The organism is Oxalobacter formigenes (genome assembly GCF_002127965.1).
In the GTDB taxonomy this organism is placed as follows: domain Bacteria; phylum Pseudomonadota; class Gammaproteobacteria; order Burkholderiales; family Burkholderiaceae_D; genus Oxalobacter; species Oxalobacter formigenes.
In genome coordinates, this window is the sequence record NZ_CP018787.1 from 1,137,826 (window position 1) to 1,162,684 (window position 24,859).

At 45.6% G+C, this 24,859-nt stretch carries 24 protein-coding genes, 2 tRNA genes and 1 pseudogene; 14 read left to right on the plus strand and 13 right to left on the minus strand.

Going from position 1 to position 24,859, the window contains the following annotated elements; all coding sequences use genetic code 11:
- Positions 1-56: 56 nt before the first annotated feature.
- The 7 genes from BRW83_RS05385 to BRW83_RS05415 all read left to right on the plus strand — a co-directional run bounded on the left by BRW83_RS05385 (position 57) and on the right by BRW83_RS05415 (position 6,868).
- Positions 57-782, plus strand: coding sequence for an IspD/TarI family cytidylyltransferase (locus tag BRW83_RS05385; RefSeq protein ID WP_005880899.1), 726 nt, complete (start codon positions 57-59; stop codon positions 780-782).
- On the plus strand, positions 763-1,800 hold the full coding sequence (locus BRW83_RS05390; protein ID WP_005880897.1) for a galactitol-1-phosphate 5-dehydrogenase: 1,038 nt from the start codon (positions 763-765) through the stop codon (positions 1,798-1,800). The genes BRW83_RS05385 and BRW83_RS05390 overlap by 20 nt, the downstream gene beginning before the upstream one ends.
- Positions 1,793-2,461, plus strand: a complete 669-nt coding sequence (locus BRW83_RS05395; protein ID WP_005880895.1) for a ribulose-phosphate 3-epimerase — start codon at positions 1,793-1,795, stop codon at positions 2,459-2,461. Before BRW83_RS05390 ends, BRW83_RS05395 begins: the two co-directional genes overlap by 8 nt.
- Positions 2,462-2,490: 29 nt before the next feature.
- Positions 2,491-3,726, plus strand: a complete 1,236-nt coding sequence (locus tag BRW83_RS05400) for a CDP-glycerol glycerophosphotransferase family protein (protein WP_005880893.1) — start codon at positions 2,491-2,493, stop codon at positions 3,724-3,726.
- Positions 3,727-3,862: 136 nt separating this feature from the next.
- Positions 3,863-4,822 carry a glycosyltransferase family 2 protein gene (locus BRW83_RS05405; RefSeq protein WP_005880891.1) on the plus strand — a complete coding sequence of 320 codons (960 nt, stop codon included), beginning with the start codon at positions 3,863-3,865 and terminating at the stop codon, positions 4,820-4,822.
- Positions 4,819-5,907 carry a DegT/DnrJ/EryC1/StrS family aminotransferase gene (locus tag BRW83_RS05410; protein WP_005880890.1) on the plus strand — a complete coding sequence of 363 codons (1,089 nt, stop codon included), beginning with the start codon at positions 4,819-4,821 and terminating at the stop codon, positions 5,905-5,907. The genes BRW83_RS05405 and BRW83_RS05410 overlap by 4 nt, the downstream gene beginning before the upstream one ends.
- Positions 5,900-6,868, plus strand: a complete 969-nt coding sequence (locus BRW83_RS05415) for a glycosyltransferase family 2 protein (protein ID WP_005880889.1) — start codon at positions 5,900-5,902, stop codon at positions 6,866-6,868. The genes BRW83_RS05410 and BRW83_RS05415 overlap by 8 nt, the downstream gene beginning before the upstream one ends.
- A gap of 159 nt (positions 6,869-7,027) precedes the next feature.
- Here BRW83_RS05415 and BRW83_RS05420 read toward each other — a convergent pair whose 3' ends face one another.
- The 7 genes and pseudogenes from BRW83_RS05420 to mutL form a co-directional block, all read right to left on the minus strand.
- Positions 7,028-7,285, minus strand: coding sequence for a HigA family addiction module antitoxin (locus tag BRW83_RS05420; protein WP_196793283.1), 258 nt, complete (start codon positions 7,283-7,285; stop codon positions 7,028-7,030).
- Between the two features lie 83 nt (positions 7,286-7,368).
- A pseudogene (locus BRW83_RS12125) lies at positions 7,369-7,503 on the minus strand (type II toxin-antitoxin system RelE/ParE family toxin); the annotation flags it as partial.
- 342 nt (positions 7,504-7,845) lie between these two features.
- Positions 7,846-7,921 (minus strand) — tRNA-Phe (locus BRW83_RS05430).
- Between the two features lie 66 nt (positions 7,922-7,987).
- Positions 7,988-8,064 (minus strand) — tRNA-Met (locus tag BRW83_RS05435).
- Positions 8,065-8,167: 103 nt separating this feature from the next.
- Positions 8,168-9,106: a tRNA (adenosine(37)-N6)-dimethylallyltransferase MiaA gene (miaA, locus tag BRW83_RS05440; RefSeq protein ID WP_005880888.1), complete on the minus strand. Its 939-nt coding sequence runs from the start codon at positions 9,104-9,106 to the stop codon at positions 8,168-8,170.
- A 204-nt stretch (positions 9,107-9,310) separates the two neighbouring features.
- A complete protein-coding gene (locus BRW83_RS05445; RefSeq protein WP_036603848.1) occupies positions 9,311-9,775 on the minus strand; it encodes a hypothetical protein in 465 nt (154 codons plus the stop codon).
- 70 nt (positions 9,776-9,845) lie between these two features.
- A complete protein-coding gene (gene mutL / locus BRW83_RS05450; protein WP_036602979.1) occupies positions 9,846-11,705 on the minus strand; it encodes a DNA mismatch repair endonuclease MutL in 1,860 nt (619 codons plus the stop codon).
- 238 nt (positions 11,706-11,943) lie between these two features.
- On the opposite strand from mutL, the gene BRW83_RS05460 reads away from it, so the two are divergent.
- The 3 genes from BRW83_RS05460 to BRW83_RS05470 are packed head-to-tail and all read left to right on the plus strand — an operon-like array spanning position 11,944 to position 13,531.
- The gene (locus tag BRW83_RS05460; RefSeq protein ID WP_005880885.1) at positions 11,944-12,591 is read left to right on the plus strand and encodes a VTT domain-containing protein; all 648 of its coding nucleotides are present in this window, start codon (positions 11,944-11,946) and stop codon (positions 12,589-12,591) included.
- 11 nt (positions 12,592-12,602) lie between these two features.
- Positions 12,603-13,058, plus strand: coding sequence for a hypothetical protein (locus tag BRW83_RS05465; RefSeq protein ID WP_005880884.1), 456 nt, complete (start codon positions 12,603-12,605; stop codon positions 13,056-13,058).
- Entirely contained in the window at positions 13,058-13,531 is a 474-nt protein-coding gene (locus tag BRW83_RS05470) for a GNAT family N-acetyltransferase (protein WP_005880883.1), read from the plus strand. The genes BRW83_RS05465 and BRW83_RS05470 overlap by 1 nt, the downstream gene beginning before the upstream one ends.
- A gap of 87 nt (positions 13,532-13,618) precedes the next feature.
- Here the strand turns inward: BRW83_RS05470 and BRW83_RS05475 are convergent, their stop codons facing one another.
- Positions 13,619-15,031 carry a homospermidine synthase gene (locus BRW83_RS05475; protein WP_005880882.1) on the minus strand — a complete coding sequence of 471 codons (1,413 nt, stop codon included), beginning with the start codon at positions 15,029-15,031 and terminating at the stop codon, positions 13,619-13,621.
- Positions 15,032-15,277: 246 nt separating this feature from the next.
- On the opposite strand from BRW83_RS05475, the gene BRW83_RS05480 reads away from it, so the two are divergent.
- The 4 genes from BRW83_RS05480 to prmC all read left to right on the plus strand — a co-directional run bounded on the left by BRW83_RS05480 (position 15,278) and on the right by prmC (position 18,612).
- Positions 15,278-15,982 (plus strand): response regulator transcription factor, encoded by a 705-nt coding sequence (locus BRW83_RS05480; protein WP_005880880.1) that lies wholly within the window; start codon positions 15,278-15,280, stop codon positions 15,980-15,982.
- Between the two features lie 109 nt (positions 15,983-16,091).
- Positions 16,092-17,174: a peptide chain release factor 1 gene (gene prfA / locus BRW83_RS05485; protein WP_005880879.1), complete on the plus strand. Its 1,083-nt coding sequence runs from the start codon at positions 16,092-16,094 to the stop codon at positions 17,172-17,174.
- Between the two features lie 91 nt (positions 17,175-17,265).
- The gene (locus BRW83_RS05490; protein ID WP_036602972.1) at positions 17,266-17,730 is read left to right on the plus strand and encodes a disulfide bond formation protein B; all 465 of its coding nucleotides are present in this window, start codon (positions 17,266-17,268) and stop codon (positions 17,728-17,730) included.
- A gap of 42 nt (positions 17,731-17,772) precedes the next feature.
- Entirely contained in the window at positions 17,773-18,612 is an 840-nt protein-coding gene (gene prmC / locus BRW83_RS05495; RefSeq protein WP_005880877.1) for a peptide chain release factor N(5)-glutamine methyltransferase, read from the plus strand.
- A gap of 84 nt (positions 18,613-18,696) precedes the next feature.
- On the opposite strand, the gene BRW83_RS05500 is transcribed toward prmC, so the two are convergent.
- From BRW83_RS05500 to BRW83_RS05520, 5 genes are read right to left on the minus strand one after another with little or no spacing between them, the layout of a single operon-like run.
- Positions 18,697-20,430, minus strand: a complete 1,734-nt coding sequence (locus BRW83_RS05500; RefSeq protein WP_050757732.1) for an ABC transporter ATP-binding protein/permease — start codon at positions 20,428-20,430, stop codon at positions 18,697-18,699.
- On the minus strand, positions 20,423-21,334 hold the full coding sequence (locus BRW83_RS05505; RefSeq protein WP_145814985.1) for a ChaN family lipoprotein: 912 nt from the start codon (positions 21,332-21,334) through the stop codon (positions 20,423-20,425). Before BRW83_RS05505 ends, BRW83_RS05500 begins: the two co-directional genes overlap by 8 nt.
- A 7-nt stretch (positions 21,335-21,341) precedes the next feature.
- Positions 21,342-23,642, minus strand: coding sequence for a TonB-dependent hemoglobin/transferrin/lactoferrin family receptor (locus BRW83_RS05510; RefSeq protein ID WP_005880874.1), 2,301 nt, complete (start codon positions 23,640-23,642; stop codon positions 21,342-21,344).
- Positions 23,643-23,672: 30 nt separating this feature from the next.
- The gene (locus tag BRW83_RS05515; protein WP_005880873.1) at positions 23,673-24,092 is read right to left on the minus strand and encodes an ExbD/TolR family protein; all 420 of its coding nucleotides are present in this window, start codon (positions 24,090-24,092) and stop codon (positions 23,673-23,675) included.
- Between the two features lie 2 nt (positions 24,093-24,094).
- A complete protein-coding gene (locus BRW83_RS05520; protein WP_005880872.1) occupies positions 24,095-24,844 on the minus strand; it encodes a MotA/TolQ/ExbB proton channel family protein in 750 nt (249 codons plus the stop codon).
- Between the last annotated feature and the right edge of the window lie 15 nt (positions 24,845-24,859).

Genomic DNA, 24,859 nt, shown 5'->3' on the forward strand with positions numbered 1-24,859 from the left:
TTTAGGAAATATACTAAAATATAAATGGAATTTTGAATGTATTTTGTTAAAATTTTATGAAATATGCTGTTATATTGGCCGGCGGGTCTGGTAAACGAATGAAAAGCGAAATTCCAAAACAATTTATTTCTGTTTCCGGAATTCCTATTATTGTACGGACAATTCAAAAGATTATTGGAATTGATATTTTTGATCGTGTTATTATAGCTATTCATTCTGACTGGAACGATGAATTATTATATTTAATAAATAAATATAAGTTTGATAAGTCTAAAATTATTATAGTAAACGGAGGGGTTGAACGAATTGATTCGATTTATAATGCCGTAAATCATATAAATAGTTCGTATGGTATTTTTGAGTCAGACATAATATTAATCCATGATGCAGTGCGTCCGTTTATAACTAAGAAGATTATTTATGATAGCATTGAAGCGTTACAGCTTCATGATGCAGTAGTCGCATCTTTGCCGGTAGTAGATACTATGTTATGGGTAGAAAATGCTCCCTTCGTGTCTAGTATGCCTATAAGATCAAAGTTATTTCATGGCCAAGCTCCAGATAGTTTTAGATTGCAAGTTCTTTATAATGCTTTATTTAATCTTACTTCTAATGAAAAGAAGATTATAACTGGAACAGCACAGATCTGTATGCTAAAAGGAATAGAGATTTTTACTATTTGCGGTGATCCTATTAACATAAAAATTACAACCCCTTTTGATATTAAACTTGCAGAATATTTTTGTTCCTTGGAGGTCAATAATGAAAGCTTGTGTTCTTGAGTCGGTAGGAAATCTTGTTTATAAAGAAATTCCGGCGCCAACTCCTGCCAAAGGGGAGGTTTTGCTACGAATAAAGGCTTGCGGTATATGTAGTAGTGATTATGCTCGCGTTTTAAAAACAGGTACATATCATTTCCCCACTATTCCAGGTCATGAGTTTGCAGGAAAAATCGAGATGATTGGGGATGGCGTTGATCCTGTATTGATAGGAAAATCAGCGGTTATTTTTCCTCTGCTCCCTTGTGAAAAATGTACCTCCTGCCAAAGAAAACAATGGGCTCAATGCAAAAATTATAATTACTTCGGTTCTAGATGTGACGGGGCATTTGCAGAATATTTATCAGTTCCCGTTTGGAATGTGCTTGTTTATGACGATGTTATACCTTATTGTGTTGCAGCGCTGACTGAGCCAGCTGCCGTTGCCTGGCATGCTGTAAGGATGGCACAAGTCACACGGAAGGATATAGTATGCATTTCTGGATCGGGTACTATTGCCATTCTGTGTGGGCTTTGGGCAATTAATCAGGGAGCTAAAAAAGTCTATCTGACTTGCCGTAGTAAGAAGAAAAAAATATATATAGAACAGTTCAATGAATTACAAGCTATTGTGATTGATGATTCCTTTCACGATACATTACTATCGAAAACCAATGGTGAAGGGGCTGATGTTGTGATCGAATGCGTAGGAAGTGCATTGTCGTTGGAAACAGCCATCCGGTCTCTTCGTTCTGAAGGACGTATTATTCTTTTAGGCAACCCTGAAGGAGATATAACGTTAGAAAAAAATATATATTGGAAAATACTTAGAGGAGAATATTCTATTCAAGGTGTATGGAATTCAATATATAAAGCAGAAAGATGTGACTGGAATGATGTGCTTGTGCATATGAAAAGTATGTATCCAATTCTCGAAAAATTGATTACACATAAATTTGAATTAGCAGAATGTCAAAATGCTTTTCAGACCATGACAGATTCTTCTATATTCTCCGTCAAAGGAATGTTTATTAATGAATAAAAAATCTGTAATATCTGCTTCAATGATGTGTGTAAATCCATTTACCTTAAACGAAACATTTTCTACTTTGGAAAAGGAAAATATAGAATATCTTCATTTAGATATTATGGATGGTATTTTTGTTCCAAATCTGGGATTAAGCCTGGATTGGATTAATTCACTTAGAAGATATACGAATATACCATTCGACTATCATATAATGACTATAAATCCGGACAATATATTACCGCTTTTACAAATTCAAGAGAAAGACATTATTTCCATACATTATGAAAGTACGCCTCAAATTTTGCGGACATTGGAAAATGCAAAAAAATATGGCGCTAAAGTTTTTTTGGCTATTAATCCAGGAACACCAATAGGTGTTTTGGAGGAGTTGATCTATTTCATTGATGGAGTCAATTTGTTAATGGTAAATCCAGGTTTTGCAGGGCAGAATATGGTTCCATTTGGCTTTTCAAAAGCAGAAAAACTGCATCGTTTTCTTGATGAACGAAATCTTGATATTGATTTTGAAGTTGATGGAAATATTACATTTGAAAATGCAAGGAAGTTGAAACAATATGGTGCAAACATTTTTGTTGCCGGTACATCAAGTCTATTTGATAAAACTGGCATAAGGAATAACTCGATATTTGAAATGAGAAATCATTTGAAATGATGTTTTGTAATTAATATCGTAAGAAAATAATGAAACTCAAATATTTATTAAATGATTTTATATGGAATATTAAAAGGCGAATAAAAGTATTTCGGAATAAGAAAATAAATATTGTTTTTGTTTGTCATCGACCGGCCTTATGGGGATCTCTAAAGTCTTTTTTTGAAGCATGTAATGAAGATAAAAGATTCAATATCACGATTGTGGCTATCCCAAATAAAAAACAATTGCCTGGAACTGATTTTAATCATCAAGTTTATGAGTCTGAAGGTGCTGAAGTTTTTTTTAAAAATTTTCCTTGTGCTGTTATTGAAGGATATGATTATAAAAATGGCATTTGGTTTGATTTAAAAAAATTAAATATTGATTATATCTTTTTTCAGACTCCATATAATATCTGCAGACCAGAAGAGTATCATAGCAAAGTTGTTTCGCAATATGCAAAGATTTGTTATGTTCATTATGCAGCTAATATGATGGGAAATGAAATATACGACGAGTCTTATCCCTTCAATTTTATCAAAGATGTCAGTTTTTTCTTTTGTCAGAGCGACTATGATTTTGAACTTCTTGTTGCTCATTTGAAAAAAGTTAAAACAAAAATCAAGCGAAAAATCTTTATTACAGGGTTTCCCAGGTATGATAGTCTTGAAAAATATAAAAAATGTGATAGTGATTTATGGAGTAGACGAAAAGAAAATGATATATGCAGAATAATCTGGACGCCTCGATGGTCAACGAGAGAAAACAATTGTCATTTTTTTGACTACAAAGATAAAATTCTTGATTATATAGATAGTAACAATGAAATAGATTTCATATTCAGGCCACATCCACAAGCTTTTCTCGAGTGGAATGCGAATGGAGAATTAAATGAAGAGGATGCTGAAAAATATAAAAATGAATATATTAAGAGAAAAAACGCAAAAATAGATTCTAGCGGTGAATACCTTCATACATTTTATTCGTCAGATATCCTGATAACTGATATATCCAGTATCATTGCGGAGTATTTTTTGACCGGAAAACCAATCATTTATTGCCATAAAACAGATCATTTTAATGATTTTTCCAGAAAAATGTCACAGGGGTTTTATTGGGTCAGCAACTGGGAAGAGCTGAGTAAAACACTTGATTTTTTGAAAAAAGGTATTGATCCACTTAAAGCAAAGCGTGAAGATATTATTAATGAACTTTTTCCAAATTCAGAGAAAAAAGCCTGTTGTGAAATTAAAGAAATTATTATTAAAGATTTCTTTAGATAATTTTTGTATTATGTGAATGAAGTTTAATGCTAAATTATTTGATAAATTACTATACTTATTTAAGTTAAGCAAAATAATATTTGTGCTATTTTCATAAAACATTTTGATGGGCTAGGTTAATATTCTTGGACAAAAAATGAAAGTAAGTTTTTGTGTAACATACTATAATCAAATAGAATTTGTTTGGAAAAGTCTTGAAAGTATTTTTGCTCTTGAGTTAACGTGTCCTTATGAAATTTTGATTGGTGATGATGGGTCAAGTGATGGTACACTAGAGAAAATTAAATCTTATCAAGAGAAATATCCTGAGATAATTAAATACTATGTAATGCCTAGGCAAGTCGATATGGTGTATGACCCCATTCGAAGAGCATCAGACAATAGATTGAATTTATTAAAATTTGCTTCCGGTGATTATTTTTTAACGTTGGATGGAGACGATTTTTATTGTGATAAACATTTTGTTCAGGATGCTATAAATATATTGGAAAAGGAACCATCATTGATCGGATGTGCCTTCAACTTTCAATTTTTATACCCTGATAAAATTATAACTCCAGATCAACCTCTTAGAAATGGGATTATTGATACTGACTTCTACATCAAAAATGTATATATACATTCAGGATGCATTGTTTTTAGAAATATAATTGATGTAAGCAGGAATATTTTTCTGAAAAATACTGAAAATTTTGACGATAATCTGATCACAATCTATATGCTGCAATTCGGGAAGTTATACTATATAGACAGACCTGTCTATAACTATAGACAAACGCAAAATAGTATATGGAACAACATGACAAATATTGAAAAAGAACTCGTAAATGCAATGAGTTATGAAATTATGTCACGTGTGGCCCCGGAATTTGATAGATGTATTTTTCACAGGACATATTATCCTATGAAATATATTTACAAAAATAAAAACATTTTGAAAAATCAATTGGAGCCGCTCAAGTATCAAAAGTATCTTGCGCAGAGTAAAAAATTAAAAGATAGTTTTATTTATAAATGTTTAAATTGGAACAATCTCGGTTTTGTTGAAAAAGTTAAAATATTTATATCCTGGCAGTTGAAAAAAAGAAAAAGATGATTAAATTTCTTGATCTAAAAAAAGTAAATAACAGATTTTATGATGAAATTAATCATGAAATTAAAAATATACTTGACTGTGGTTGGTACTTGCAAGGTAAATATAATGATATTTTTGCTGAAAATTTTTCAAACTTTTGTGGTTCTCAGTATGCGCTAGGTGTTGCAAATGGACTTGACGCACTAAACTTGATTATCAAGGCTTATGGTTTTGGTTCTAATGATGAAATCATTGTTCCTGCAAATACTTACATTGCATCTATTCTGGCAATAGTCCAGAATGGCTGTATACCGGTACTGGTTGAGCCTGATATTAAAACATATAACATTGATCCTGATTTAATTGAAAAAAAAATTACCAATAGAACAAAGGCCATAATGGTCGTTCATCTTTATGGGCAAGCTGTTCAAATGGAAAAAATTTGGTCTTTGGCGGAAAAATATAATCTGAAAATAATTGAAGACTCTGCTCAGGCTCATGGCGCTATTTATAAAGGAAAAAGAACTGGTAATTTAGGTGATGCATCCGGTTTTTCATTTTACCCTGGTAAGAATCTGGGTTGTCTGGGTGATGGTGGTGCTATAACAACCAATGATAAAGCTCTTTATCAAAAAATTTCAGCTCTTGCGAATTATGGATCAGATTATAAATATCATCATATTTACAAGGGTGTGAATTCTCGACTTGATGAAATTCAGGCGGCAGTTCTGAATGTCAAGCTAAAGCATCTCGATGCCGATAATGAAAAACGTCGAACAATAGCAAATTATTATATTGATAATATAAAAAATTATAAAATAATTTTACCATTAAGTTATACCTCTGAATCGCATGTATGGCATGTTTTTCCAGTACGTGTTCCTAATCGTGAGCAATTTCAATCTTATCTGGCTAAGAATGGAATTGAAACTTTAATTCATTATCCTACGGCGCCTCATCATCAAGGGTGTTTCAAGGAGTGGCATCATTTATCTCTTCCTATCACTGAAAAAATTCATCGGGAAATCATCAGTTTACCTGTAAGTCCCGTTATGACTAAAGATGAGATTGATAAAGTAATTGAGTTGGTAAATGATTATGACTAATGTCCCTTTGGTATCGGTATTGATTCCTGCATATAATCATGAGCAATATATACAGGAAACAATTACCTCAATTTTAAACCAATCATATAAAAATATTGAATTGATTGTTATTAATGATGGTTCTTCTGATTTGACTTATCAGAAAATTTGTGAAATGGAGCGCTTTTGCCGAGATCGTTTTTCCAGAGTAGTTTTCGAAACTCAAGAGAATAAGGGAACTTGCGATACACTAAACAGACTAATTAACATTTCTCTAGGTGAATACATTTACTTTATTGCTTCCGATGATCTTGCTAAACCAGATGCTATTGAGAAGCAATTAACTTTTTTAATTAATAATCCTTCTTATTCTCTCGTCGTTGGAGATAATGAAATAGTCGATGAAAATGGTGTTGTTTGTTATTGGGATAATAAACGAAACAATGTATATAATAAAAATGATGCTGTTTATTTAACTTTTGCCGATTTTCTTCAAAAAGATCTGCAACTTAATTTTCTATTTGATAATTTTGGTACTTATTCCTCCTTATATTTAAGAAATTATATCCCCAATGGATATTTGATAAGAAAATCTATATTCAGAAAAGCAGATATATTCACAAAAGAGGCTCCGTTAGAAGACTGGTATCTCATGCTGCAGATTTCAAAATACTCCAAACTAAAATATCTTGATGAAATCTTGTTTTCATACCGTTGGCATTCCAACAATTCAATCAAACAATCCTCTCGCATGATGCTTTATGAACGGAAAACACGTAACTATGAAGAAAAAATCTTGGGAAAAATCAAATTGAATGAAGTTCTGCCAGATGTGATTGATACTATTAAACATGGTGCATTGTATAAACATCAGGGAATACCTAATATATTTGAGATTTTTACTGCAAGAAAAGGCTCGAAAAAAATTAAACTTATAAAACTTTTTGGAATGAAGCTTTTCGAATTTCAGATAAATATATGATTTTTTATTTTGGCAGCTGCCTAAGTATTCGAAATAAAGAAACCAATCAATAAAAATTTGTCTGGGGTAATTCCTGCTACTTCTTTTTATTCTCCCATATTTCTGGCAAATGCCGGTTTTATATGTTTCGCAGTGTAACCAGTGGTTGAATCTGCTTCTTTATGTCGGTTTTTCAGCAGGGTTTTCTCGGTATCGTAATCTGCATGAAGACCGAGTTAAAAACCGGAATGTTTTGAAAACCTTGCCAAACCGTATAGCTGTGTCTGGACTGATACTTCGTTTTCCTGCACAGATTTCACTGATACATGTGGCCGGAACCTGGATGTTGTGGGCAAGATGGTATTTGCTGATTCCGAGTGGAACAAGAAACTCTTCAAGAAGAATTTCTCCCGGATGAATATTGGGCAACCGGTCCATGTTTCGTCTCCTCTAATGATAGCCGCAAATTTCAACCCGACTGATCTTTCCTCTGTTCCAGATGAAATAAATACGCTATTGATTCAGATACTCCATTGTCCGATTCTCTTTTTGTAAAGCTGTTCAAGTTGATTGAATGGCAAAATTCTCAAATTTTCAATCTGTTGCGCGTTGTTGATCATCCTCAACTTTCGTTTGGCAACAGCCTGAATGTGTGGAGGAAGCCGCTTGCTAAAAGAACCGTTCTAGATGGTTTCGGTTTTTTTGTCGAATAAGGAAATGATTATGGAATTACTAACAATTCAAAACGATATTATTGTCTAGCAATAATATTTTGAGTGTATGTTATCGTCGTTATCGGTATTCATGCAAAACAGCATTTTTTGCATGTGCATTGGAGAGAAACGGGGAAGGCAGTGTAGGAAGCACGTTAATCTGACTAGTATTTAAAAGGAATGCATTGTAAGGAAGAGATGAGGGATTTTATTTTCATTAATGGATATTTTTCTGCTTCGGAAAAACAAAAAAGCCCAATCAGAAATGATTGGGCTTTTGAATTCTGGTGGCCCGGGGCGGAATCGAACCACCGACACAAGGATTTTCAGTCCTCTGCTCTACCAACTGAGCTACCAGGCCAAGACTTGTAATTATAACAAACTCATCCGAGTTTTCACAAGAACTGCTTGTCATAATTGTCTTATTTGGTGGTGATAGGTGGACTTGAACCACCGACCCCAGCATTATGAGTGCTGTGCTCTAACCAGCTGAGCTATATCACCAAGTAGCCTGCTATTCTGATGGTTTCAGAGGGAATTGTCAAGGAAGTTTTTCCGGATTTTTGTTGGAGTGTTGGAAATATTACAGAGCCGTACTCATCCGTTTTCAGAGAGCGTTCTCGACATGTGTCATGATATCTGACAATGCATTGGGTGAGAGGCAATCGATGGAGATGCGTTCCGGCATGGAGCGCAGCCAGGTGAGCTGGCGTTTGGCCAGCTGTCGGGTTGCAGCGATGCCTTTTTCGCGCAGTGCTTTGCGGTCGAACTCACCGTCAAGGTATTCCCATGTCTGTCGATAGCCGACGCAACGCATGGATGGCATTCCGGGGTGCAGGTCGCCACGTTCACGCAGTTTGCGGACTTCTTCAATTAGCAGGTCATCCTTTAACATCTGGTCAAAGCGCAGGGCAATGCGTTCATGCAGTTTGCTTCTGTCTGAAGGTTCCAGTGCAATAGGGATAATGTCAAAGGGAAATGATCGCGCCTGCTGGCCGGAATGCAGTTCGGACAGGGGTTTTCCAGTCAGTTCGATGATTTCAAGGGCACGTTGTATGCGCTGGGCATCGTTGGGTTTCAATCTGTCAGCGGTGACGGGGTCGAGGCTTGACAGTTTGGCGTGCATGCCCGGCCATCCGATTTGTGCGGCTTCTTCGTCGAGTTTCGCCCGAATTTCAGGATTGGCGCCCGGCAGGTCGTCGAGGCCGCTGGTCAATCCCTTGAAGTAGAGCATGGTGCCACCGACCAGCAGGGGGAGTTTTCCCCTTTGCCGGATTTCGGTAATCAAACGCAAGGTATCTTCACGGAACTGGGCGACTGAATAGGTTTGGCTAGGATCGATGATGTCGATCAGGTGATGGGGAACGCTTGCCCGCTCTTCCTGTGACGGTTTGGCGGTGCCGATGTCCATTTCACGGTAAACGAGGGCGGAATCGACGGAAATGATCTCTGAAGGGATGTTTTGTGCGATGTCGAGTGCCGCAGCGGTTTTTCCCGATGCGGTCGGTCCCATGATGGCGATGATAATTGGTCTGGTATCCGTCATGTTATGGAGGAGAAAAAATCATTGAAGGGGAATGAGCTGAAGGTTCAGATTATTCATGTCTTTTCCACTGAAGGCAATATGGTATGCCAATATCGATTTTTTCGATTGTGCTTGAGAAAACAAGGGATTTGCCATTAAAAAAGCCGTCATGAATGTTGCTGACGGCTTTTGCTCATGTCTATAGGCGTTTTTCCAATTCGTTTTTTATTTCTGGAAAAGATTTTGCAGCGCTTTGCCTGCTTCTATCAGTTGTTCCGACTGTTCCGAAGTAAGCAGGGAGTTGGAAAAAGTGTTTTTCGTCTGGGATTTTAGCTGGTCTGCGATCATTCGGGAGCTGAGCGCCACGACGGCATCCTGTAAACCGCTTGTCGATTCGTGCAAGGCTACCTGTGCAGCTTCTTTGCGGCAGGAGGTAGTCACCAGTCTGGTGACCAGTTTTTGGGCCTGCTGATCAACTGCATTTGTCTTTGCGGCTGGAATGGTAACGACTGATTTCGCTGCACTGGTTTTGCCCAGTGACACGAAAGCCCATTGTGTCAATGTGGTCTTGTCGGTGGCGTTTGTGTTGTCATAGAGGCACTTTCCGAGCGCGGTGGCGTAATCGCCTGCGAAAGCTGAACCGGAAAGCAGACATCCTGCCAGTATGGCAGTTGTGATTTTGGTTTTCATTGCCATTCTCTTTTCATGTGTTATTTGAGTAGATGTTATTTATATCGATTCCGGTTTACCATTCCTGAGGTCATTGTCCGCGCAAGAAGAGGGCGTCGAGTTCAGACAAGCCCAGTTGTGTCCATGTCGGTCGTCCGTGATTACACTGGTCGGCGCGTTCGGTCTGTTCCATCTGGCGCAGGAGGGCATTCATTTCGGTGATCGTCAGTGAACGGTTAGCTCTTACCGCGTTATGACACGCGACGGTGGCCAGCAGTTCGTTTCGTTTTTCTTTGGCAATGGACGAAGTGCCGTACTCGTGCATATCGCGCAGGATATTGCGGAGGGCGTTTGCCGTATCGGCTTCACGCAGCAAAGTCGGCACGGTTCTGACGGCGATCGTTTCAGGAGTGAGGGCAGAGATGTCGAATCCCAGCTCCTGCAGGGTTTCCCTGTTTTCAAGCGCGGTTCCCGCTTCGACTTCGGAGACTTTCATGGTGACGGGAATAAGCAATGTCTGGGTCTGGAGCGTTTTTTCATCCAAAGCGGTTTTAAGCTTTTCATAAACGATTCGTTCATGGGCTGCGTGCATGTCAACCAGCACAAGACCGTGCCGGTTCTGGGCGAGAATGTAAATGTCGTGCAGTTGGGCCAGCGCAAAACCGAGAGGGAAATCTTCTTCCGTTTTTTCATCGATCCTGAAAAGATCGGATAATTCTGTTGCAGGCATGGGAAGAGGGCTGGAATGGCTTTCTTCCTGTTCACGGGATTGCCTGAACAAGGCACCGTAGCTTGCCGTTTTTTGTTCTACGCCATAGGAAACGGGCGACGGGGTGTTGCTGTGCCAGGATACGGGGCTTCTTGCAGGCGTTTCGGCATAGGCAATCGACTCGTCCGCTGCTGCATGCGGTTCCATCGTTTGAGCCAGGGTACGGCTGACGGATTGATGGATGAAATGATGGATCGAGCGGCTGTCGCGGAAACGGACTTCGATTTTGGCAGGATGGACGTTGACGTCTACAAGTGACGGATCAAGTGTCAGGTAAAGCAGGTAGGCGGGGTAACGGTTGCCATGCAAAACGTCTTCATAGGCTGCGCGCACGGCGTGGGTCAAGAGGCGGTCACGCACGAAACGGCCGTTGACGTAAAAATATTGCATGTCGCCACGGGTTCTGGATGCGGTGGGTTGCCCGATGAAGCCATAAAGTCTCAGGCTGTTGGCACCTTCACCGACAGTGATATCGATCGGAAGCTGGCTTTGGGCGAATTGTTCGCCCAGTACCTGATTGCAGCGCTGTGACAGGTTATGGGCATTCCACTGCGCTGTCGCCTTGCCGTTGTGCATGAGAGTGAAGCGGATGCCGGGCTGTGCCAGTGCGATCCTGCGGACGACTTCTGCACAATGCCCATATTCGGTTTGTTCGGATTTCAGAAACTTCCGTCGGGCGGGTGTATTGGAATAAAGCTCATGGACGTCAACGGTCGTGCCGAAGCCGCCGGAACAGGGGCTTAATGTTCCAGTTGGATCGTTTCCTCTCATTTGCCATGCATGGGGTTCTTCAGCCGTTCTCGATTGCAGGGTCAGGTCGGCGACGGAGGCGATGGAAGCCAGCGCTTCGCCGCGAAACCCCAGTGTCGCGACGTTTTCCAGGTCGTTCAATGACGCGATTTTGGAGGTGGCGTGGCGTGTCAATGCCAACCGGAGTTGTTCGGGCGGGATGCCGCAACCGTTATCGATGATGGCGATGCGCTTGATACCACCGTTTTCAAGCCGGATCTCGATCTGGGTGGAGCCGGCATCGACTGCGTTCTCGAGCAGTTCCTTGACGACGGCGGACGGTCTTTCGACGACTTCGCCGGCCGCGATCTGGGAAATCAGTGTGTCCGTTAGCAGTTGTATCGACGAGCTCCGATGAACGGGATGATCGGTTTGTACAGTATCGTTTATCATGACACCGATTATAAAGTATTCCCCGGACAATATCGGAAATAACGTTTATTGATACCGGTATAAAAGGAAATATTCATTGGAAGATCGTCCGGTGCCATATTTTTATTTCGAGCCTTTTCTTTTGATGTCATTGCACAAAAAATAATCAGAAATTTTGCGGCTTTTTCATTTGTTTGACATGCTTTTCTTCTATACTTCACAGTTGCGGTTTTAAATTACTTTCTTTTTCTGGCCTGTCATGGACATTATGCAATTTCTCGACATTATCCTGCATGTCGATAAAGTCTTGGGAACGATTATCACTCAGTACGGCACCTGGGTTTACGTGATCCTGTTTGCGATTATTTTTTGCGAGACGGGACTGGTGGTTGCGCCTTTTCTTCCGGGGGACACCTTGCTGTTCATCGGCGGGGCTTTTTGCGCGACCGGTGCGATGAGTGTGGAATTGCTGATAATTATGTTGATTATCGCGGCAGTGACTGGCGACAATCTGAATTACTTTATCGGAAGAAAGATCGGCAGGGCGGTTTTTACGAAAAATTACCGGTGGATCGATAAAAAGGCATTGATGATGACGCAGGTCTTTTTTGAGAAACATGGTGGTAAAACGATTACGATGTGCCGCTTTGTTCCGCTCGTCAGGACATTTGCGCCCTTCGTTGCCGGCGTTTCGGAAATGCATCTGTTAAAATTCCAGATTTACAATGTAGTCGGTGCGATTGTCTGGGTGGTCGGCCTTGTTCTGGGGGGGTATTTTTTCGGTAATATTCCGATTATCCGCGACCATTTGAATACGATTGTTTTGCTCGGTATTGCTGCGGCGGTCGTTCCGCTTGTGCTTGGCGGTCTCTGGAAGTTTTACAAAAAGACTGTTCGCTCCAGTTGAATGGATGGGTTATGCGTATTTCATGTAAAGTTCTTGTTCTTTTTTCTTTTGTTCTGCTGGCAGCCTGTTCGAAGCCAAGGCAGATTGCTATTGGTGGCGCTCCTTTGCACCAGCCTTCTCAAACCGCGATCCTTCAGGAAGGTTCGCTTTTTTTCCGCAGTCTGGATGGCAAACATATCGATCTTGCCGACACGCCGAATCCTTATGAAAACGTCGTGTATGTCCTGACGGCTGGCAAGCATGTCATCGGTGCCATGAACATTCAGGGTGGCCATATCGTTTATCCGGACGACTTGCATTGTTACAAGATCGAGGCCGATTTGCAGCCCGGGGTGGAATATATGATTGCGGAAGACAAGGACAATATGGTGGCTTATGTCAAACGCAAGGATAACGATGAACGAATCGCTGTTGCCAAACCTTTTGAGAAACAGACTGCTTATAGTGGCGGTTGTAACTGGAAGTAATGAGCGTTGTCATTAAAAGAGCGGATGAGTCGCAGTTGCGCGATCTGGTTCGATTGATCTCAGAATTCTGGAACGAAGTGGCAACTTGCGCCAGCCTGAACGGTTTTGAACCTGACTCCGGAAAAATTGAAGCCGAACTGCTCGAATTTCTGGATATGCCCGATTATGCTGTTTTGATGGCAACGACGCCAAAAGGGCATCCGCTGGGGTTTGTTTCGGTTTTTCAGATGCCGGTCCAGTTGCGTGAAGAACCTTACGCCATTCTTGACAAATTGTACGTTCGCCCCGATTACCGCCGCCGGAAAATCGCGCATCAGCTCGTGGAAGAAGCGAAGTTTTTTGCAAGGTCTCGCAAATGCAAACGTTTGCAATCGACTTTTCCGGCCCATTTTGCCTTGCCTGATGCGCTGGCTTTTTTCAGGGCGGAACGGTTTTACGAAACGGGCGGCCGAAAGCACAAGCTAGCCATCTGATTCCGTTATCACTTTTATCCGCACCAGAAATTGAAAAAGCCATCATTTGTTTTATGATGGCTTTTTGTTTTATGACCGTTGTGCCGATCAACTGGCGACCCGGATATTTTTGAATTGCCATGGGTCACTCTTATCGATGTCTTCTTCAAACGGCCAGTTCCGGTTTTCCAGAGGTGTCCATTTTCCGTAAGACCCGACGATTTCACCAAGGAAAGGACGGGCGATTTCAAGCATGCGCTCATGATCGATGTCATCCGGTTCGATAACGCCCATGTCGGGATTGTCTATGGCCCAGATGACGCCTGCGAGGACGCCTGCCGCGACCTGAAGGCTGGTGGCATTGTTGTGGGGAGTGCTTTCCCGGGCCTGATCGATGGTGAGATGCGATCCGAGCCAGTAAACGCCTTTTTCGTTACCCATCAGCAAAACACCCAGCTCATCATGGCCTTCTTCAATTTCATCACGCATCAGACGTTTGACGGGCTGTTCCTGCCAGTTTTTTCCTGCCAGCTCGTGCATGGACAGGACGGCGTCGTCACATGGATGATAGGCATAATGTACTGTCGGGCGATAGACGATTTTGCCGTTTTCGCGGACGGTCAGGTAATCGGCAATCGAGATCGATTCGGAATGCGTGATCAGAAAGCCGTGATACGCGCCTTCAAGCGGTGTCCAGCTGCGCACCTTGACGCCTGCGCCGGGCGTGTTGAGGTAGATGGCGGCCTTGCAGCCGGATTCATGCTCGCCGGCGTCGGATGGCCAGTGTTTTTCGTGTGTTCCCCAGCCGAGTTCGGCGGGCTGCAATCCTTCGCCGATGAAACCGTCGATAGACCATGTATTGACGAATTCATTCCGTTTTTTGCGCACGGATGTATTCTGGGTATCTCGCTCGGCAACGTGGATGGTTTTGATGCCGAGTTGGCGGGCAAGGTTTGCCCACTCCTCTTTTGTCGTTGGCCTGTCAGTGATACCGTTGTCTCTGGCGACGTCAAGGAGTGCCTGTTTCAGAAAACCGGAGACCAGACCGGGGTTGGCACCCTGACAGACGATGGCGGTCGGGCCGCCTTTTATGGATCGTCCCAGTGCAAGCGCTTCTTCACGCAGGGCATAGTTGGATCGTTCCGATGCCGATGAGCCGGTGTCGGTGTAGCCGCCTTCCCAGGGTTCGATGGATGTATCGATGTAGAGCGCCTCTTTTTCCCGGCATAGTCCGATTAATGCCAGACTGGAGACGAAAACGGAAAGATTGACGAGAAAATCGCCTCTTTTGAGCAGCGGGTCCAGTATGGAACGGTAATTTTCCTGTGTCAGCCGGATCTCTCGATATTCGATGCCATATTTTTCAGCGATTTTTTCATGGTCGGGATCAGCTGCGACAACCTTGATTCGATCCGGTGTTACCGGGAGGTGTCGCAAAAATAACGGGAGAACACCTTTGGCTATGCTGCCGAATCCGACAAAAACGATATTTCCCGTGAAGTTTGCGAGTTTTTTTTCCAATTTATTTCCTTCATGCGGTTTTTCTTCCTGACAAATTCAGGAGAAAAGAGGTTGAACAAAATGGCCGTAACAATGACACTTTTGCCAATCATATCGCTTTATAAGGACATGAAAGCAAAAGAAGGAGGGATGCGTTATTTTAAGTCAATTTTGAAGTAAATTGATGTGTTGCGTGAATCTTCCCGCCAATTATGGTGAAATAAGGGAAGATTTTTTAAAATTAAACCGGTTTATTGATGATCTTCTATGAAAATTCTGCTTTTCGGTCCGGACAAATCTTCCGTTTTGAAACTGGCCAGTCCGCTGGAAGCGGCCGGGTTCGATTGTGACATACTGTTCACGCAAAAGAAGATGGTGGAGTTTCTGTCACGGATATCCACTTATGATTTCCCGGGAGTGGTGATTTTGGGAGAGGGCATTTCCGGCAAGGTGAGATCGTCTTTTCTGGAACAGGTTACTGAAATGGTTTTTTCTTTTCCTGTTTTGCATGTTGTGTCGCCTGACGCGTTCGAGACGATTTTCGAGGGGATGGCAACGAAAATGATGGACTACATTTGTCTGCCTGTCCGGTCAAAGGAGTTGGTTACACGTACAGGGATACTGATCCGGCAGGCTTACCCGGAAAGGGTCGAAGAGCAGACGCTTCGATACGGACCTTATGTTTTTTCGCGTTATCCTGACCGGGCAAGTTTCAGGGGACGCAATATCCCTCTGTCCGCAAAAGAGTACCGTCTTGGACGGTTTTTTTTCGATCATCTCGGAAAACCCCTTTCGAGAATGACCCTGAGTGAAGCGATCTGGAATTCGGAAGAAGACGAATTCAGCCGGACAATCGATACGCACGTGTCAAGAGTGCGAAACAAACTGGCGCTGAATGAAAAGAACGGGTTTTCGCTGGAACAGGTTTATGGCTTCGGGTATCAGTTAACGGCTGTTCAGGCATTGGTTTGAATGTCAAAACTGTATTTAATCGGGCTTGCCGCTTAATGGATGGGCACTGTTCATTTATAATGTCCGCTTATTCCGATTGCAGTACCTGGAGCGACTTTTTTCAATGACAATGAAACCATCAATGCTGGCCAAACTGGAACAGCTGGCCAACCGCCTGACAGAAATCGATGAATTGCTGATGCAGCCCGATGTTGCATCCGATCAGGACAATTATCGCAAACTCTCCAAAGAGCATGCCGAACTGGGACCTGTCGTCGCCCTGTACAATGATTATGTTCAGGTTCAGGCAGATGTTGATGCGGCGCAGGAAATGCTGGCCGACCCTGAAATGAAGGAATTCGCACAGGAAGAGATTTCAGCTGCGGAAGGGAAGATGACGGCGATCGAAGACGATTTGCAGCTTATGCTTTTGCCGAAAGATCCCAATGACGACAAGAATATTTTTCTTGAAATCCGTGCCGGTACTGGTGGCGATGAATCGGCGCTGTTTGCCGCCGATCTGCTTCGTATGTATTCCCGTTTTGCCGAAAAGAACCGCTGGAAGGTCGAGATCGTTTCGGCATCTGAATCGGAACTGGGCGGATATCGTGAAGTGATCGTCCGTCTGATCGGCAACGACGTTTATTCCAGACTGAAATTCGAATCAGGCGGCCATCGGGTGCAACGTGTTCCTGTGACGGAAACGCAGGGACGTATCCATACGTCGGCCTGTACGGTTGCCGTGATGCCCGAAGCGGACGATGTCAGCGACGTGCATATCAATCCGGCGGATATCCGGATCGACACTTTCCGCGCTTCCGGTGCCGGTGGCCAGCATATCAACAAGACGGATTCGGCGATCCGGATTACCCATTTCCCGACTGGGATCGTGGTCGAGTGTCAGGATGATCGCAGCCAGCACAAGAACAAGGCACAGGCCATGCAGGTTCTCGCTGCACGCATCAAGGACAGGCAGATGCAGGAACAGCATGCGAAGGAGGCGGCTACCCGCAAGAGCCTGATCGGTTCCGGGGATCGCAGCGAACGCATCCGGACATACAATTATCCGCAGGGACGCGTGACCGACCACCGCATCAATCTGACCTTGTACAAGCTCGAGTTCATTATGGATGGCGATATGGACGAACTGGTCAATGCGCTGGCGGCGGAACATCGTGCCGAATTGCTGGCAGAAATGGCGGAAGGTACCTGATTTTTGCCTGAAATCAAGCCCTTGTGACTAATTTCACAAAAAGCGGACGAAGCGGTTGCCCGGTTATGAATTGGGTAGTATAAGTCTGATCATGATGAGATCCCGACATTTTTTCATTGCCATTTCATTTCTGTGCATCGCATGCATTCTGTTTGCGCTGTATCTCCAGCTTGTCTGGAGGGTGCTGCCCTGTCCGATGTGCGTCTTGCAGCGATACGCTTTTATCGGTGTCGCCGTCTGCTGCATAACAGGTTTTCTGACGAAAAAGGTGCGTTTCATGGCCTTTCTCGCTTTTATCGTTTCATTGATCGGAATGGGACTGGCGTTTTACCAGTTATGGGTCATTTCCCATCCGGATATCCAGTGCGGTCGCGATCCGCTGGAACAGGCGATCAATAATTTATGGACAGCAAAGGCCATGCCGGTTCTCTTTCGTTCCGAAAGTCTCTGCGGTGATTTTCTGGAACCGATTATCGGCCTGACGCCCCCGCAATGGTCGCTCATCTGGTTCTTTATCTTTGCCGTGGTCTTTGTCCGGATCATGCGCAGGGGATAATTTTTTATGTGTTCTGAAAACTCTGCTGGTGCGGCTGTACGTATGTCTGACATTGAAGCGGGCATGACGATCCGGTCGCTTTTTTCCACTGTGCCGCTCGATCCACTGGAATTGAGGATTTTGCTGGAATATGCCATCGGCTTTTCACGAGTCAAGCTGATCACCCATTCGGATCATCCATTAACGACGGAACAGGCAAAAGCCCTCTCGGACGTGGTGTCAAGACGCGTTTGTGGTGAACCGGTTGCATATATTACCGGGAAACGTGAATTTTTCGGGCTGTCTTTCGCGGTCTGCCCTGATGTCCTCATCCCACGGCCGGAGACGGAATTGCTGGTCGAGCTGGCTCTGGAACGCTTGCCTCATGGCGGGAAGATTGTCGATATGGGAACCGGTTCCGGTGCGATAGCGATTGCCATAGCCAGTGAGAGACCGGATGCACATGTCTTTGCGACGGATGTGTCGGAAAAGGCGTTGAATATGGCGACGCATAATGCTCTGGCGCTATTGAAAGGGAAGCAGACTGTCCATTTTTCCGCGGGAAACTGGTTCTATGCTCTGAAAAACGTGAATGAAACCTTTGATCTGATTGTGTCCAATCCGCCTTATATCGATTCGAAGGACGATCATTTGCAAAAAGGGGATTTGCGTTTTGAACCGGTCGGTGCATTGACGGATCATGCCGATGGCTTGTCGGCCCTGAAGATTCTGGTTTCGGGCGCACAGGCTTATTTGAAACGGGGGGGCTGGCTGTTGATGGAACACGGTTATGATCAGGCCGTAGCGGTGAGAGCGTTGCTTGCCAGAGCCGGGTTTGAAGAGGTGCAAAGCTGGAAGGATCTGGCCGGTATCGGGCGGGTCAGCGGAGGAAAGCGGAAATAGTTTCAGATTCCGGAAAGCGGAGTGTTTTTCCAGTAAAAAAGCAGGCATTACGCCTGCTTTTTTACTGCCTGTTTGTCATGGGATTCAGGCAAGGGCGACCCGAAGGTTTTCGTTCGGAATTTCAAGGGGTTTCCTGTTCCAGAGATCGATCCGCCGATAGTTTCCGAGGCCTTTCGGTTCACGGTGGGCAATGACGATAAATCCGGTGTCGGGAAGGGAGGTTCTCAACAGGCGATAGAGTTGTTCTTCCGCTTCGGCATCCAGAGAACTGGTCGCTTCGTCGAGGAAAACCCATTCCGGTCGGGTAGCCAGAATACGTGCCACCATGAGCCGTTGTTGTTCTCCGCCTGAAAGGCGATAGTCGCTGCCGAGTTCGGTCGCCTGCCTGAGCTGTTCTTCGTGACGTGGGCAGGTCAGGCCGACTTTTTTGATCAGTTCCCGGATAGTTTCCGGGTTTTCAGGTTTGTCGGGATAAGCGATACATTCCGCCAGACTGCCTAAAGGCAGATAGGCTTTTTGCGGAAGAAAAAGCGTTTTGCCAGGAGGCAGGGAAACTTGTCCTTCACAGTGCGGCCAGATGCCGGAAAGGGTTTTCAACAATGTCGATTTGCCGATACCGGATGGCCCGTCGATCCAGACGGCTTCACCGGATTTGACAATCAGTTCAGGCAGGTGCAGCAGATTTTCGCCAGCCGGATCGCGTACTGTCAGATCGCGGATGTGCAATTGTTTGTCGGCAGATCGGTTCCATTCTATTGGAGAAGGTTCCTTGCCGATCGCTTCGGCCTGCTGCATGAAAGATGCCAGACGGTTGGCGGTGGCGGACAGTTCGGCCAGTTCCTTGTATGAAAAGATGAACCATGACAGCGTGGTGACCAGCCGGGTGAAGGCCGATCCCAGCTGCATCAGTCCGCCAAGAGCCACATATCCCATAAGATACGCCGGAAAGGCGAGAAAAAGCGGGATGCGCAAAACGGTCATGAAATAAGGACGGGTGAAAATGCCCAGGATGAATTCCCGGTTGATCAGGTGTCGCCAGTTTTCAAGGATGCGCTTGTATCGTCGGTCAATGATGTTCCGCTCGGCTTCTTCGCCGTTTTCAAGAGCGACTGCCTCTTTCGATTCCCGTATACGCGCCAGTGCGAAACGCATGTCGGCTTCACGATGTTGCTGGATGACGTTCAGCTTCATGAGAGGTGCACCCATCCAGTGGGTGAGCCCGCTGGAAATAAGGACGTAAATCGGAGCAGTCCATACGAGGTAGTGTTCGATAACGACCGGTGTTCCAAAGAGCGTGAAGGCTATCGGGAATGCCGAGAGTTTCCAGAGCAGGGCAATATAGGTGGTGAGCCCGACGAGACCGGTGAACAGGTCAAGGACTTTTCCGGTCAATCTGTCGACGAAAATCCGGCAGTCTTCGGAAATGCGCTGGTCAGGATTGTCCAGTGGCGAATTTTCATCGGTATTCAGATGCCAGTAGGCCTTGTTGGAGAACCACCGTTCCAGCGAGGCCTGCGTCAGGGTGGTTCTCCACCGGATCTGGACAAGCTGGCGGATATAGGTGGCGATCAGGTACTGGGACGCGCTCGCAAGGGTAATGACGCCGACTACACCGATTTGCCAGAGCGCGGCCTGGGCATCGTATTTTTCCAGTGCACTGAAGAAATCCTTGTTCCAGGTAATCATTTTCAGGGTCAGCTGGATTTCGACCAGATTCAGGGCCAGTACGATGAAGCAGTAAAGAATGCCGATTTTTCCACCAGGCCCCTTGATGCAGAGGGAGGTGAGGGAGGCAATGCGTTTTAAAGTGCTATTCATTTTGTGTTTTTTGGCTTTCCTTGTTTTTCGGCATGGCGATCCGGACAGCCCGGGGTTCGGGCATGTCGATGCGGAAAACGGCATCGGCTATTTTCCTGTCGGGTTCGGGCTGCCACTGGTCTTCGTCCGATGTCAGCAATACGGCGGTATCGGTCATGCCGAGATCGGCAAGCTGATAGGGGGTTCCTTGTCCGTATTCGAGATGGCCACGACCGATAATGCCGATGACAACCGGTTTCGGGTCTCCTTCCGGGATTTCGTTCAAGGCATGGACGATGTTGCAGGCAAAAGCGCGATCCCATGTTTGCATGGCGCGCATGAACCGGTCCCTGTCATGCTCTGGCATGGATTGGGAAGATGCCCTGGGGTCATGTTTGCGGTATCCTGCCAGACGCTCATGGTAGGCTTCGGTTGGCGGTGCGGCAGGTGTCAGACCGTCGCGTTCGGCTTCGGGGATGGCATCCCATCCCTGTTTGCCGACGCGGGTGACGAGTTCGCGGTAACAGTTCAGTGCCAGCATCCGGATTCTGTTTTGCCGGCAGAAATGGAAGAGCGGCAGGTAAAGTTCCGGCAGAAAACCCCAGACGGAGAACCATTCCGATTTTTCAAGAAAAGTTTTCGTGTCCAGTTTCCCGTCCACCCATTCGTCAAGAACAGGTTGCAGGCGGCGCGGGAACATTTCGAAGCCCATCATCATGTTGGGGCGCAAGGCATAAATCGAGGCGGCCACATGAAGTTGCCAGCGATGGACTTCGGCGATGTCATGTGTTTCGCCGAGCAAGACGACGGATTTTTTTGCCATTTCCTGCATCAGCGTCTGAAATGGCAGTGTTTTTCCCGTCATGGGATCGATCCATGTTGCCCGGGGATGCGAGACATGAGATTGTTTTTGTGCTGTCATCATATCTCCATCAGAAATTTGCTGAAACGGTAACGGCGAACGTGCGGCCCAATCCTGTGAAGAGTTCCATAGGGTTGGTATAAATGGTCGCGACGTTAGCCGGATAGGATTCCAGGGAAGACGCTGTGCTTTCAAAATAGCGTCGGTTGAAGATGTTCAGTACCGATGCGGTTACACGGAAGGTCTTGTCAATTTGCCAGTTGATATACCCGTCATATACGGCATATCCACCCGGTTTGAAGTTCTTTTCATCGCTGACGCGTTTCACACCTTGTGAAAAAGTCCCCATGAGCTGTGTGGACAAGCCGTATTCAGGCATGTCGTATTTGATGCCAAGTACGCCGGAGAGGGGGGAGGCGTCATCGAAGGGTACATAAGCTGTGTCGCTTTCCGAGTTCAGTTGTTTGCCGCGCTGGTATACGGCACTGGTATTGAGGGTCCAGTTACGGGCCGGTTGCCATTCTGCTGAAGCTTCAAGGCCCCAGAGTTTGACTTTGTCCAGATTGCGATAGGTATAGGTAGCTGCGGTACCCGGAACCAGCTGGCGCCCCTGAATGAAATTGGTGTAATCGCTGTAGAAACCACCAACGGAGAACCAGCCTTTGTCAAACTGGCCTCTGAAACCGATATCGATTGATTTGACTTCTTCCGGTTTCAGATCCGGATTGGGAACCAGTTGCATGGAAACCATGTCGTATGAGGTATAGAGCTGTTCAGCTGTCGGCATTTTGAAGCCTTCGGCATAACGGGCATATACCGAATACTGGTCGGTCAGCTTGAAGATGGTTCCAAGTTGTGGCAACCATTTGTTTTCACTGATTTTTTGAGGCTCGCTTCCAGGGATGATGGAGTAATGCTCGTCTGGTTTCGGATCAAGCGAGTAGTGGGCGCGACGGAGGCCGGGAGTAACTTTGAGCCTGTCATCGAACAGTTTGATTTCATCCTGCAGATAAAAGTCGGCACGTATGGTTTTGGCATTGGCAAAATTGGTGCCACTGCCGATTGTTGTTGTCGTCGTACCGGTAGTCAGGTTGTTGCTGACACTTTTATTGTAGTAATCGGTATCGGTTTTATCTCCCTGAAAACCATAGGTCAATTTATGGCTGGTTTTGCCGAGATCGAAGCTGGAGGTCAGCTGGATGTCAGCCTGATAAAAATTCTGGCTGTAGTCGGTATGTCCGGTCGCGTAGTAGTCCTGGTTTGTTCTTGTATTGGTATACCAGCGGCGGTCGAAAAGCGATCGTTTTTGCGGAGAATAGGAAAGACGCCATGTCAGGTTATCGACTGCGGAAGAATGGACGTCCCAGTCGTGTTCCAGTGCGATGCGGTATCGGGTTTTCTTTTCTTCCCTGAAGCGGTCGCCGTTATCGGTACTGGACATACCCATGGCACTTGGAAGAATGCCTCTGTCATATAACTGATTGATGCTGGTATCTGAATCGAAGAGTTCACCGGTCAGCTTGATTTGATGGTCTGAATTGGGACGCAGAACCAGTTTGGCCAAAGCATTGTTGACTTCGGCGTCAGTCGGGTTGAAACGGTCACAACCGAGTGCATTGCGGTTACAGCCCCATTGCCCTCCATCGGCACGGGCGTTTCTCAGCCGGGTTTCTTCGTTGGTACGATGGGTATAGCCAAACAGAATCTGGGCACCAGGGTTCATCTGTGCGGCAACCATGGCACTCTGGGTATGTGCCTTGTTGCTTCCGTCATAGCCGTAGCTTGCCTGACCGCCGAGCTGTCGGCCTTTCAGGAGATCGTCCGGATCCAGGGTCTGGTAAGACACCATACCGCCCAGTGCGTCAGCTCCCCAGAGTACGGATGCCGGGCCACGCTGGATTTCAACGGCTTTCAGGGTAGACAGGTCGACAAAATCCCGGTTACCGGCATCGTTCGCTTCCATGACGCGGGCACCATCGACGACGATCTGGACGCGGTTGCCGCCGACCCCGCGAATGGTGAACCCGCCAAGGCCTCCGAAAGGAGTGGTTCCCGATGTTTGTCTGTTGACACGAACGCCGGGCTGGTAACGGACCAGTTCCTGGATATTGTTGACGTTGTGTTCCTCCATCCGTTCGCGGGTAATGACGCTGACAACGGCGGGGACATCAAGCACTTTTTCTTCCTGCCGGGTTGCCGTTACGGTGATGGCCCCCATTTCCTGCGGGGAATCGTCCTTTTTCTTTTTGTCGGTAACGACAGCATGTGTTTTTTCGTTCTGGTTTTCTTCCTGCTGTGCCTGGGCAAAGGGCGCAAGACAGAAGGTGGCAGAGGCAAAGCCGATGCCGAGTGAGACAATCTTCCTGTTCATGTTTCTGCTTTCTATATGGGGGAAATTTTTTTATTTCTCTTGTGGTCTGGTTATAAAACCGATAGTTGACAGTCCTGCCCGACTGGCGTCCGTTAGTGTTTCTGCTACATATTGATAATCGGCATGCCTGTCCGCATAGATATGGACTTCGGGCATGGGATCTTTTCTGGCGGCTTCGGCAAAAAGGGCCTGTGCCGTTTCACGGTCAACGGAGTTGCCGTTATAAAAGAGTTCGCCGTTGGAACGGATGGCAAGCTCGATTTTTTCTTTTGCGGACTCGACGGATTTCGAAGAGGCCTGCGGGAGTTCGAGTTTCACGGAGTGTGACAGAATCGGGGCCGTGACGATGAAGATGACGAGAAGAACGAGCATCACGTCGATTAGCGGAACCATGTTCATTTCCGCCATCGGGGTACGGGTGTTTTTATTCTGGAATCCGCCGAATGCCATGATCAGCCTCGCTTGATGTTGTGAACGACGGGTGAAGCCATATCGGTTGGCTCACTGTTGATCGAATAGAGTTTGCCGGTCGTCAGAAAGGTCAGCAGTTCGTTGGCGAATGTGTCGAGTTTGGACATCAGGACGTTGTTGCTGCGTACCAGCCAGTTGTAGCCGATGACGGCAGGGATGGCGACGGCCAGTCCGATACCGGTCATGATCAGCGCTTCTCCGACCGGGCCGGCAACCTTGTCCAGCGTGCCTGCGCCGCTGGCGCTGATGTTGATCAGGGCGTTGTATATGCCCCAGACAGTTCCGAAAAGGCCGATGAACGGGGCCGTCGATCCAATAGTCGCCAGAACGGTCAGGCCGTTTTCAAGACGTGCCGCGTCTTCGTCCATGACCATTCTCATTGTACGGATGACGAATTCCTGCTGGGTACCGGCTTCGGACAGTTTGGCTGCACCGTAGTGGACATGATGTTCCTGTGCATGCTGTGCATGGGAAGTCAGGTGGGAAAATGGACATCTGATGCCGTGTGTCTGGATTTCATGGCGCACGGTGTCCAGTGAGCTGGCATTCCAGAAAAAATGCAGGAACTGGTTGCTGTACTGTTTGCGACGCCAGCCGGCAATGCCCTTGATGATGATAAGTGTCCAGGAGACGATGGACATGCCGATCAATATGGCCAGAATGGTTTTGCCCAGAAAATCGCTTTGGGCAATGAAATGGGAAAATCCGATGTTGCTGACGGTCGATTCCATGGTGTGCTGCTTTCT

Coding starts and splice junctions, on each gene's coding strand:
- BRW83_RS05385 (WP_005880899.1), top strand. CDS start 57: ATGAAATATGCTGTTATATTGGCCGGCGGGTCTGGTAAACGAATGAAA.
- BRW83_RS05390 (WP_005880897.1), top strand. CDS start 763: ATGAAAGCTTGTGTTCTTGAGTCGGTAGGAAATCTTGTTTATAAAGAA.
- BRW83_RS05395 (WP_005880895.1), top strand. CDS start 1,793: ATGAATAAAAAATCTGTAATATCTGCTTCAATGATGTGTGTAAATCCA.
- BRW83_RS05400 (WP_005880893.1), top strand. CDS start 2,491: ATGAAACTCAAATATTTATTAAATGATTTTATATGGAATATTAAAAGG.
- BRW83_RS05405 (WP_005880891.1), top strand. CDS start 3,863: ATGAAAGTAAGTTTTTGTGTAACATACTATAATCAAATAGAATTTGTT.
- BRW83_RS05410 (WP_005880890.1), top strand. CDS start 4,819: ATGATTAAATTTCTTGATCTAAAAAAAGTAAATAACAGATTTTATGAT.
- BRW83_RS05415 (WP_005880889.1), top strand. CDS start 5,900: ATGACTAATGTCCCTTTGGTATCGGTATTGATTCCTGCATATAATCAT.
- BRW83_RS05420 (WP_196793283.1), bottom strand. CDS start 7,285: ATGGACCGGTTGCCCAATATTCATCCGGGAGAAATTCTTCTTGAAGAG.
- miaA (WP_005880888.1), bottom strand. CDS start 9,106: ATGACGGATACCAGACCAATTATCATCGCCATCATGGGACCGACCGCA.
- BRW83_RS05445 (WP_036603848.1), bottom strand. CDS start 9,775: ATGAAAACCAAAATCACAACTGCCATACTGGCAGGATGTCTGCTTTCC.
- mutL (WP_036602979.1), bottom strand. CDS start 11,705: ATGATAAACGATACTGTACAAACCGATCATCCCGTTCATCGGAGCTCG.
- BRW83_RS05460 (WP_005880885.1), top strand. CDS start 11,944: ATGGACATTATGCAATTTCTCGACATTATCCTGCATGTCGATAAAGTC.
- BRW83_RS05465 (WP_005880884.1), top strand. CDS start 12,603: ATGCGTATTTCATGTAAAGTTCTTGTTCTTTTTTCTTTTGTTCTGCTG.
- BRW83_RS05470 (WP_005880883.1), top strand. CDS start 13,058: ATGAGCGTTGTCATTAAAAGAGCGGATGAGTCGCAGTTGCGCGATCTG.
- BRW83_RS05480 (WP_005880880.1), top strand. CDS start 15,278: ATGAAAATTCTGCTTTTCGGTCCGGACAAATCTTCCGTTTTGAAACTG.
- prfA (WP_005880879.1), top strand. CDS start 16,092: ATGAAACCATCAATGCTGGCCAAACTGGAACAGCTGGCCAACCGCCTG.
- BRW83_RS05490 (WP_036602972.1), top strand. CDS start 17,266: ATGATGAGATCCCGACATTTTTTCATTGCCATTTCATTTCTGTGCATC.
- prmC (WP_005880877.1), top strand. CDS start 17,773: ATGTCTGACATTGAAGCGGGCATGACGATCCGGTCGCTTTTTTCCACT.
- BRW83_RS05500 (WP_050757732.1), bottom strand. CDS start 20,430: ATGAATAGCACTTTAAAACGCATTGCCTCCCTCACCTCCCTCTGCATC.
- BRW83_RS05505 (WP_145814985.1), bottom strand. CDS start 21,334: ATGATGACAGCACAAAAACAATCTCATGTCTCGCATCCCCGGGCAACA.
- BRW83_RS05510 (WP_005880874.1), bottom strand. CDS start 23,642: ATGAACAGGAAGATTGTCTCACTCGGCATCGGCTTTGCCTCTGCCACC.
- BRW83_RS05515 (WP_005880873.1), bottom strand. CDS start 24,092: ATGGCATTCGGCGGATTCCAGAATAAAAACACCCGTACCCCGATGGCG.
- BRW83_RS05520 (WP_005880872.1), bottom strand. CDS start 24,844: ATGGAATCGACCGTCAGCAACATCGGATTTTCCCATTTCATTGCCCAA.